3 protein-coding genes are annotated in these 10,302 nt (G+C 74.4%); all 3 read left to right on the top strand.

The genetic code is table 11. The annotated features are described in order from the left end of the window. Positions 1 to 3,168, top strand: a 3,168-nt coding sequence (locus tag ACZ6O2_RS35950; protein WP_466026135.1) for a type I polyketide synthase, incomplete at its 5' end; no start/stop codon positions are given. 36 nt (positions 3,169 to 3,204) lie between these two features. Next, positions 3,205 to 8,199, top strand: coding sequence for a type I polyketide synthase (locus ACZ6O2_RS35945; RefSeq protein WP_466026134.1), 4,995 nt, complete (start codon positions 3,205 to 3,207; stop codon positions 8,197 to 8,199). Between the two features lie 47 nt (positions 8,200 to 8,246). Further along, a partial coding sequence (locus ACZ6O2_RS35940) for a type I polyketide synthase (RefSeq protein ID WP_466026133.1) occupies positions 8,247 to 10,302 on the top strand: 2,056 nt, incomplete at its 3' end.

Raw genomic sequence — 10,302 nt, 5'->3', positions numbered from 1 at the left:
GTGCGGGTCGCGGTCGAGGCGGGTCACACGACGTTCGTGGAGATCTCCCCGCATCCGGTGCTGGCCATGCCGGTCACCGCGATCCTGGACGACGCGGGCGTCACCGGCCACACCCTGGGCAGCCTGCGCCGGGGCGACGACGACGCGACGCGGCTGCTGACCAACCTCGCCACCGCGCACGCCATCGGCCTGCCCGTCGACCTCACGACCGTCCTCGCCGGGACGGACGTCGTGGCGCTACCGACGTACGCCTTCGACCACCAGCGGTACTGGGTCGAACCCCCGGTCCACCGGGCGCAGGACGTCAGCTCCGCCGGCCTCCAGGACGCCGGACACCCGCTGCTCAGCGCCACGCTGACCTTCCCGGACAGCGAGCGGATGGTCTTCACCGGGCGGCTGTCGGTGCGTACCCACCCGTGGCTCGGCGAGCACCGGGTGATGGACAACATCCTGCTGCCCGGCACCGCCTTCGTGGAACTGGCGACGTACGCCGGTGAGCAGGCGGGCTGCCCGAAGGTGGAGGAGCTGACGCTGCTCGCCCCGCTCGTCCTGCCCGAACTCGGCGCGCTGCAGGTGCAGCTGATGGTCGGCGACCGGGACGACGACGGGCGGCGGACCGTCCAGCTCTACTCCCGGCCCTACCGCGACGGCTCGGACGAGATCCTGGCCGACGTGGCCTGGACCTGCCACGCCACCGGCCTGCTCGCCCCGCAGCCGGCCGAGGGCACCGCGCCCGCCTTCGACCTGGGGGTGTGGCCGCCGCCCGGCGCGACCCGCGTCGAGTCCGACGACTTCTACTCCGGCATCGAGGCGACCGTCTTCGGGTACGGCCCGGCGTTCCGCGGCCTGCGCGCCGCGTGGACCCGCGACGACGAGGTCTTCGCCGAGGTCGAGCTGCCCGCCGACCACCACGCCGACGCCGGTCGGTTCGGCGTGCACCCGGCGCTGCTCGACGGCGCGCTGCAGGCCATGTCGATCGGCGGCTTCCTCGGCCGGATGGGCGACGGGGCCGACGCCACCGTGCCCCGACTTCCGTTCGCCTGGACCGGTGTCTCCCTCCTCGCCGCCGGCGCCACCGCCCTGCGCGTGCGCGTCGCGGCGGCCGGCGAGGTCGGGGTGTCCTTCCAGGTGGCCGACGCCACCGGCGCCCCGGTGCTGCACGTCGACTCGCTGATCATGCGCCGGGTCACCGGCGACTCGCTCGGCGCGGCCCGCTCCGGCCGGCACGAGTCCCTGTTCCAGGTGGACTGGCCGGCGCTGCCGGTACCCACCGGACCGGTGCCGGCAGCCACCCGCTGGGCGGTGCTCGGCGGCGACGACCTGGCCCTAAGCGCCGCCTGCGAGGCGGCCGGCGCACGGGTGCGTACCGACGTGGACCTCGACTCGCTGGGCGACCTGCTCGCCGGGGGCGAGCCGGCGCCCGAGGCGGTGATCGTCCCGGTCGGCGGCATCGGTGACCCGACGGACCCGGCGCTGGCCGCACAGGCGCGGGCCACGACGCACCGTACCCTCGCCGCGGTGCGGACCTGGCTCGCCGACGACCGGTTCGCCGACTCCCGGCTGGTGCTGGTCACCCGCGACGCGGTCGCGGCGGGAGAGCAGCCGGTGGTCAACCTGCGCCAGGCCCCGGTCTGGGGCCTGCTGCGGACCGCCCAGCTCGAGCACCCGGGCCGGTGCCAGCTGGTCGACCTCGACGACACCCCGGACAGCGCCACCGTGCTGGCCGCCGCCATCGCCTCCGGCGAGCCGCAGCTCGCCGTGCGGGCCGGGCAGGTCCGTACGCCACGGCTCGGGCGGGTCCCGGCCGGGGTGGAGCTGCTGCCCGGCGGCATCGACCCGGACGGCACCGTGCTGATCACCGGCGGGACCGGCGTGCTGGGCCGCATCGTGGCCCGCCACCTCGCCACCACCCACGGCGTGCGGCACCTGCTGCTGGCCGGGCGGCGCGGCGCGGCGGCCGAAGGGATCGGCGACCTGGTCACCGAACTCGCCGGCGCCGGTACGGAGGTGACCGTCGCGGCCTGCGACGCCGCCGACCCGGACGCCCTGTCGGCGCTGCTGGCCGGGGTGCCCGCCGACCACCCGCTCACCGCCGTGGTGCACGCCGCCGGCGTCCTCGACGACGGCGTGCTGGAGTCCATGACCCCCGACCGGGTGGACGCGGTCGCCGTGCCCAAGGTCGACGCGGCGTGGCACCTGCACCGCCTCACCGCCGACCTCGACCTCGCGGCCTTCGTGCTCTTCTCCTCGGCGGCGGCCACGCTGGGCAGCGCCGGCCAGTCCAACTACTCGGCGGCGAACGCCTTCCTGGACGCCCTCGCTGCGCACCGGCGGGCCCGCGGACTCGCCGGCATCTCCCTCGCCTGGGGCCTGTGGGAGCAGGCCAGCGGCATGACCGGCCACCTCGACGACGCGGACGTGCGGCGAATGGCCGAGCAGGGCGCGGCGGGGCTGTCCACCGAGCAGGCGCTGGACCTCTTCGACGCGGCCTGGCGGCTCGACGCGGCGGCGGTCGTACCGATGCGGCTGGACGTCGGGACGCTGCGGACGCAGGCGGAGGCCGGCACCCTCGCGCCGATGCTCCGGGCCCTGGTGCGGGTGCCGCTGCGGCGCTCGGTCGACGCCGCCGGCGCCCGCGCCGGCGGGATGCAGCTGAGCCAGCGGCTGGCCGGGCTGGCCGGCCCGGAGCGACTGAAGGTGGTGCTGGACGTGGTCCGGGCGAACATCGCCGCCGTCCTCGGCCACGCCAGCGCCGACGCGGTCGACCCCGGCCGGCTCTTCACCGAACTCGGCTTCGACTCGCTCACCGCGGTGGACCTGCGTAACCGGCTCAACAGCCTGTCCGGGCTGCGGCTGCCGGCGACGCTGGTGTTCGACTACCCGACGCCGACCGCGCTCGCCGAGAAGTTGACGAGCGAGATCGCCGCCGACGCGGCGCCGTCCACGCAGCCCATCTTCCAGGGCATCGACACCGTGGAGAGCCTGCTCACGGCCATCCCACTGGACGCGGCGGCCCGGGCCCGGTTCACCGCCCGGATGCAGGACCTGCTGGCCAAGGCGTCCGACCTGGGCGCCGGACCGGCCACCGAGCAAGACAAGCCCGATCTCGAATCGGCCAGCGACGACGAGATCTTCGACTTCATCAGCAAAGAGTTTGGAATCTCCTGAGATGACCAGATTCTTCATCGAGGAAGGCGCCACCCGATGAGCGACGACAAGCTGCGGTACTTCCTCAAGCGGGTGACCGCCGACCTGCACGAGACCAAGCGCAAGCTGCAGACCGTCGAGGCACGCGACCAGGAGCCGCTGGCCATCGTCTCGATGAGCTGCCGCTTCCCGGGTGGCGTCCAGTCCCCGGAGGACCTGTGGGAACTCGTCGCCGACGGCCGGGACGCGCTCACCGAGTTCCCGGACGACCGGGGCTGGGACCTGGCGTCGCTTTACGACCCCGACCCGAACAAGCCGGGCAAGAGCTACACCCGGATCGGCGGCTTCCTCGACCAGGCCGGCGCGTTCGACCCGTCCCTGTTCGGGATCTCCCCGCGTGAGGCCCTCGCCATGGACCCGCAGCAGCGGCTGCTGATGGAGACGTCGTGGGAGGCCATCGAGCGGGCCGGCATCGACCCGCTGTCGCTGCGTGGCAGCCAGACCGGCGTCTTCGTGGGGCTGAGCACCTCCAACTACGGCATGGGTCTGCCGAACGTGCCCGAGGGCGTCGACATGTACATCGGTACCGGCAACACCACCAGCGTGGCGTCCGGCCGGATCTCGTTCACCCTCGGCCTCAACGGCCCGGCCGTCACCGTGGACACCGCCTGCTCGTCCTCGCTGGTGGCCCTGCACCTCGCGGCGACCGCCCTGCGCCGCCGCGAGTGCGACCTGGCCATCGCCGGTGGCGTCACCGTGATGGTCACCCCCGGCGTGTTCGTCGTCTTCTCCCGGCAGCGCGGCATGTCCGTCGACGGCCGGTGCAAGGCGTTCGCGGCCGGGGCGGACGGCACCGGCTGGGGCGAGGGCGGCGGCGTGCTGGTCGTGGAACGGCTCTCCGACGCCGAGCGCAACGGCCACCCGATCCTCGCCGTCATCCGGGGCAGCGCCCTCAACCAGGATGGCGCGTCGAACGGCCTCACCGCCCCGAACGGCCCGTCCCAGCAGCGGGTCATCCGGCAGGCCCTCGCCAACGCCCGGCTCGGCACCGCCGACGTCGACATGGTGGAGGCGCACGGCACGGGCACCACGCTCGGCGACCCGATCGAGGCGCAGGCCCTGATCGCCACGTACGGGCAGGACCGCCCCGCCGACCGGCCGCTCTGGCTCGGCTCGGTGAAGTCGAACATCGGTCACACCCAGAGCGCCGCCGGTGTCGCCGGCATGGTCAAGATGGTGATGGCGCTGCGCAGCGGCCTCATGCCGGAGACCCTGCACGTCGACGAGCCGTCCCCGCACGTCGACTGGAGCGCCGGGGCGGTGTCGCTGCTCACCGAGGCCAAGCCGTGGCCGGAGCTGGGTCGCCCCCGCCGGGGCGGCGTCTCCTCGTTCGGCGTCAGCGGCACCAACGCCCACATCATCGTGGAGGAGTACCGGCCGCGTGCCACCGCGCCGGAGGCCGCCGACGGCGAGGAGGTTACCGAGGCCGCCGCCGTCGAGCCCGCGCGCCGAACCGGCATGGTCGCCTCGGACGTGACGGTCTGGCCGGTCTCGGCCCGGTCGAAGGACGCCCTCGCCGGCCAGGCCGCCCGGCTCGCGCGGCACGTGCGCGAGCACGACGACCTCGCCCCGGCGGCGATCGGCTGGTCCCTGGCCACCACGCGCTCGACGTTCGACCAGCGGGCCGCCGTCGTCGGCGCGAGCGCACAGGAACTGCTGGCCGGGCTGGACGCCCTGGCCGCCGGCCACCCGGCCGGCAACCTCCTCACCGGCACGGTCACCGGCTCCGGCGCCGGCCCCGTCTTCGTGTTCCCGGGTCAGGGCGCGCAGTCGGCGCGGATGGCCGCCGGTCTGGTCGGTCACAGCCCCGTGTTCGACGAGAAGCTCGCCGAGTGCCAGCAGGCCCTCGCCCCCTACCTCGACGTCGACCTCGTGTCGGTGTTGACCGGCGAGGATGAGTCGTGGCTGGAGCGGGTCGAGGTCGTGCAGCCGGTCCTGTGGGCCGTCGGCATCGCCCTCGCCGCTGTCTGGCGGCATGCGGGGGTTTCTCCGGCTGCGGTGATCGGCCACTCGCAGGGTGAGATCGGTGCCGCCTGTGTCGCGGGGATCCTGTCGCTGGAGGACGCGGCGAAGGCGGTCGCGTTGCGGTCGCGGGCGCTGACGGTGCTGCGGGGTACCGGCACGATGGCGTCGGTGGACCTGTCCGCCGACGCGGTGGCGGAGAGGCTGGCCCCGTTCCCGGGTGTCGGGGTGGCGGCGGTGAACGGCCCCTCCACCGTGGTGGTGTCGGGTCCGCCGCAGCCCGTCGAGGACCTGGTGGAGGCGTGCCAGGCCGACGGCGTCCGGGCGCGGCTGATTCCGGTGGACTACGCGTCGCACTCGGCGGCGGTGCAGGACGTCGCGGAGCAGTTGCGCGCCGACCTGGCCGACGTGACCCCGCAGGAGGGCCACACCCGCCTCGTCTCGACGCTGACCGGCGACTGGGTCGACCCGGTGTCGATGACGGCGGACTACTGGTACGACAACCTGCGGCAGACGGTCCAGTTCGACCCGGCCGTACGCGTCGCGATCGAGGCGGGTCACACCACGTTCGTGGAGATCAGCCCGCACCCGGTACTCACCATGCCCGTCACCGCGATCCTCGACGACACGGGCGTCACCGGGCACACCCTCGGCAGCCTCCGGCGCGGCGACGACGACCCCACGCGCCTGCTGACCAACCTGGCCACCGCGCACGCCATCGGCCTGCCGGTCGACCTCACGACGGTCCTCGCCGAGACGGACGTCGTGGCGCTGCCCACGTACGCCTTCGACCACCAGCGGTTCTGGCTGGACGGCAGCGGCGGCGTCGACCTGGAGAGCCTGCTCCAGGGCGCGGCCGACCCGAGCGACGCGAGCTTCTGGGCCGCCGTGGAACGCGGCGACCTCACCGCCCTCGCCGAGACCGTCGCCACCGAGGACACCCCGGCGCACGAGGCCCTCGACGCGCTGCTCCCGGCCCTGCCGCTGCTCACCTCGTGGCGCAGGCAGCGCCGCCGGCAGTCCGACATCGACAGCTGGCGCTACCAGGACACCTGGAAGCCCCTGCCCGGTGTCACCAACCGGGGCATGAGCGGCACCTGGGTCGTCGTCATGCCTACCGGCGACATCGTCGAGCCCTGGCAGGACGCCTGCGTCGAGGCGTTCACGGCGGCCGGCGCGACCCTCGTCCCGGTGGCCGTCTCCAGCAGCGACGTCGACCGCGACCTGCTTGGCAAGCTGCTGCAGGAGGCGCTCGCCGCGGCGCCGGGCGGGGACCAGGGGGCCGCCGAGGTGACCGGCGTCGTCTCGCTGCTCGCCTTCGACGAACTGGCCCACCCGCTGCACCCGTCCGTGCCCGGCGGCTTCGCCGCCACCGTCGCGCTCTTCCAGGCCCTCGGCGACATCGGCCTGCGCGCCCCCATGTGGAGCGTCACCTCCGGCGCCGTGTCCGTCGGCCGCACCGACCTGCTGCGCTCCCCGGTGCAGTCGCTGGTGTGGGGCTTCGGCCGGGTCGCCGCGCTCGAGCACCCGCAGCGCTGGGGCGGTCTCGTGGACCTGCCCGAGGCCGTCGAGGAGCGCTCCGCCGCCCTGCTGGTCGCGGCCCTCACCGCCGCCGGGGAGGAGGACCAGATCGCGGTACGCCCCGGCGGCCTGCTCGCCCGCCGGCTCACCCGCGTCCCGCTCGGCGACAGTCAGCCCGCTAACCCCTGGCAGCCGTTCGGCACGGCACTGGTCACCGGCGGCACCGGCGCGCTCGGTGGGCACGCCGCCCGCTGGCTGGCCCGCAGCGGGGTGGAGAACATCGTCGTGGTCAGCCGGCGGGGCATGACCGCGCCGGGCGCGCAGCAGCTCGTCGACGACCTCACCGCGCTGGGCGCCCAAGCCACAGTGGTGGCCTGCGACGCCTCCGACCGCGACGCGCTGGCCGACCTGATCGCCGCGATCCCCGCCGAGTACCCGCTCACCACGGTCGTGCACGCCACCGCCGTGCTGGACGACGCCATGATCAACGACATCCGGCCGGAACAGATCGAGCGGGTGCTCCAGGCCAAGGTCGACGTCGCGTACAACCTGCACGAGCTGACCCTCGACCTGGACCTGTCCGCCTTCGTCATGTTCTCGTCCTTCGCCGGCAGCGTCGCCAGCTCCGGCGTCGGCAACTACGCCCCGAGCAACGCGTTCCTCGACGCGCTGGCCCAGCACCGGCGCGGTCTCGGCCTGCCCGCCACCTCCGTCGCCTGGGGCGCCTGGGCCGGCGGCGGCATGGCCGACGGGCCGCTCGGCGAGCTGCTGCACCGGCACGGCGTACCCGAGATGACCCCTGACGCGGCCATCGCCGCGCTGCACCAGGCCGTGGACCACGGCGAGGCGTTCCTCACCATCGCCGACATCGCCTGGGAACGCTTCGCCGTCGCCTTCACCGCCACCCGGCCCGGCCCGCTGATCAGCGACCTGCCGGACGTCCGCCGGCTCCAGGCGGCCGAAAAGGTGGCCGGCGTGGAGGCCGGCGACGGCCCGGACTCGTTGCGGGAGCAGTTCGCCGGGCTGCCCGCCGCCGAGCGGCTCGCCGTCCTGCTTGGCCTGGTCCGCAGCCAGGTCGCCGCCGTGCTCAACTACCCGTCCGCCGAGTCGGTGGACGAGCACCGGGCGTTCCGGGAGCTGGGCTTCGACTCCGTCACCGCCGTCGAGCTGCGCAACCGGCTCGGCTCGGCCACCGGCGTGGCCCTGCCGGTCACCCTGGTCTTCGACTACCCGACCCCGACGACCCTGGCGGAGTACCTCTTCGCCGAGGTCGCCCACGACGACGTGGTCACCCCGACCGCGCTCCTCGACGATCTCGACCGGATCGCCGACAGCCTCGACGTGGTGGCACGGGACGAGGCGGCGCGGGTGCGGGCCACCGTACGCCTCCAGGCGATGCTCTCCCGGCTCGGCCAGGACAGCGGTGGCAGCGACATCGGCCGGCACCTCGACGACGCCACCGACGACGAACTGTTCGCCATGGTGGACAAGGACCTCGGCATCTCCTGACCCCAGCTCCGGCTCCCCTTCGTCCCTGCTCAGGAAGCGGCACTCCGATGGCCAATGAAGACAAGCTCCGCGACTACCTCAAGCGGGTCATGGCTGATCTCCACGACACCCGCCGCCGGCTCAGTGAGGCACAGTCCCAGGAACTGGAGCCGGTGGCAATCGTGGCGATGAGCTGCCGCCTGCCCGGCGGGGTGCGCAACCCTGACGACCTGTGGGAGCTGCTGCGGGACGGCCGGGACGCCGTGGCGCCCTTCCCCGACGACCGGGGCTGGGACCTGGAGCGCCTCTACCACCCCGACCCCGACCACCCGGGCACCTCGTACGCCCGGGAGGGCGGGTTCGTCGACGGCGCCGGCGACTTCGACTCCGCCTTCTTCGGCATCTCGCCCCGCGAGGCGCTGGCCATGGACCCCCAGCAGCGGCTGCTGCTGGAGACCTCCTGGGAGGCGGTCGAGGCCGCCGGCATCGACCCTGCCTCGCTGCGCGGCAGCCGGACCGGGGTGTTCGTCGGCACCAACGGGCAGGACTACGGCACCCTGCTGATGATGTCGCCGGACGGCGACGAGGGGCACTCGATGACCGGCGGCGCGGCGGCCGTCGCGTCCGGCCGGGTGTCGTACACCCTCGGGCTGGAGGGACCCGCCGTGTCCATCGACACGGCCTGCTCGTCGTCCCTCGTGGCGCTGCACCTCGCCGTGCAGGCGCTGCGGGCGGGGGAGTGCGACCTGGCCCTGGCCGGCGGCGTGACCGTGATGGCCACTCCCGGCCTGTACATCGGGTCGAGCCGGCAGCGGGCCCTCTCCCCGGACGGCCGGTGCAAGTCCTTCGCCGCCGCCGCCGACGGCGCCGGGTTCTCCGAGGGCGTCGGCTGGCTGCTGGTCGAGCGGCTGTCCGACGCCCGCCGCAACGGCCGCCGGATCCTCGCGGTCGTACGCGGCTCCGCCGTCAACCAGGACGGCGCCTCCAACGGCCTGAGCGCCCCGAACGGACCCGCCCAGCAGCGGGTGATCAGCCAGGCCCTCACGAGCGCCCGGCTGTCCACGGCCGACGTCGACGTGGTGGAGGCGCACGGCACCGGCACGAAGCTCGGTGACCCGATCGAGGCACAGGCGCTGCTGGCCACGTACGGGCAGGACCGGGAGGGCGCCGAGCCGCTGCTGCTCGGCTCGTTGAAGTCCAACATCGGGCACGCCCAGGCCGCCGCGGGCGTGGCCAGTGTGATCAAGATGGTGCTGGCGATGCGGCACGGGGTCGTGCCGGCGACGCTGCACGTGGACGAGCCGTCCCCGCACATCGACTGGACGGCCGGCGCCATCGAGCTGGCGACCGAGGCGCGACCGTGGCCCGAGACGGGCCGGGCGCGCCGGGCAGCCGTCTCCTCGTTCGGTATCTCCGGCACCAACGCGCACGTCATCATCGAGCAGCCGGCCGAGCCGGCCGAGGGCGGCCCGTCCGACTCCACCCCCGGGCTGGTCGCCGCCGACGCGTTCCTCTGGCCGGTGTCGGCCCGGTCGACGGCCGCCCTGGCCGGCCAGGCCGCCCGGTTGGCGTCGTACGTGCGGGAGCGGGAGGGCCTCGACCCGGCGGCGGTCGGCTGGTCCCTGGCGGCCACCCGGTCGGCGTTCGACCACCGGGCCGCCGTCGTCGGGTCGACCGTCGACGAACTGCTGGCCGGACTGGACGCCGTCGCGGCGGGTCGGCCGGCCGCGAACGTGACCACCGGTGTGGCGTCGGGCGCGGGCGCGGGCCCGGTGTTCGTGTTCCCGGGTCAGGGCGCGCAGTCGGCGCGGATGGCCGCCGGTCTGGTCGGTCACAGCCCCGTGTTCGACGAGAAGCTCGCCGAGTGCCAGCAGGCCCTCGCCCCCTACCTCGACGTCGACCTCGTGTCGGTGTTGACCGGCGAGGACGAGTCGTGGCTGGAGCGGGTCGAGGTCGTGCAGCCGGTCCTGTGGGCCGTCGGCATCGCCCTGGCCGCCGTCTGGCGGCACGTCGGGGTTTCTCCGGCGGTGGTGATCGGTCACTCGCAGGGTGAGATCGGTGCCGCCTGTGTCGCGGGGATCCTGTCGCTGGAGGACGCCGCGAAGGCGGTGGCGTTGCGGTCGC

The sequence above is a fragment of the Micromonospora sp. NPDC048040 genome (assembly GCF_055587185.1).
Note: the sequence above shows the minus strand (reverse complement) of the source record. Positions and strands in the feature narration are given on the sequence as shown.